The sequence below is a fragment of the Brachyspira sp. SAP_772 genome, assembly GCF_009755885.1.
GTDB lineage: Bacteria > Spirochaetota > Brachyspiria > Brachyspirales > Brachyspiraceae > Brachyspira.
In genome coordinates this window covers 1-632 of record NZ_VYIX01000247.1, presented here as the reverse complement: position 1 = coordinate 632, position 632 = coordinate 1, and the positions used below count along the sequence as shown (strand labels likewise).

Below are 632 nucleotides of genomic sequence, written 5' to 3'. Positions count from 1 at the left end.
GATCTATTAATGCTAAAATCCCAATCAATATTTTCTATTGCCTCATGAACATTTTTATTATATTCATCATCATATTGTTTTAATTCATTATATTGATTGAAAGCATCTTCTTTTTTTTTTATATCAGTTTTTATATTATTTCCAAATGCAGCCTCAAATAAAGAATTGCCCATATCCTCTTCTCTATCTTCTATTGCATTAACATTAATCCTTCCATAATTATCTCTTTTCAAATTATTTAAACTCTCAACCATATAATCTAATTCTTTATTCTTAGCATCATCAAAATCATTTCTCTTATTAAAAAAGTCGTCCATTAGATTATCATTTATATTTTCATTTTTATTATATTTTCTCTCAGATGAATTATAATGATTGAAAGATATTTTTTCTATAAATGGAGTATTGCTAAACTCAAAATCAGATACTTCTTTTTTACTAAATATAGGCAAGTAATCCATAGAAGAACTTTTTTTATTATTTTCTTTTTTATAATTTTTTTCATTTCCTTCTTCTTTCATTTCATCTCTTTTCATCTCTTCTTTTTTAGTTTTTATAGTATCAGATATTTTTCTCTCAACATCTTTTAAATCTATTTTTTTTACCATATCTTTGCAATAATTAACTAAATC

1 pseudogene is annotated in these 632 nt (G+C 22.5%); it reads right to left on the bottom strand.

The features are described 5' to 3' along the window. A pseudogene (locus GQX97_RS13830) lies at positions 1–632 on the bottom strand (DNA translocase FtsK); the annotation flags it as partial.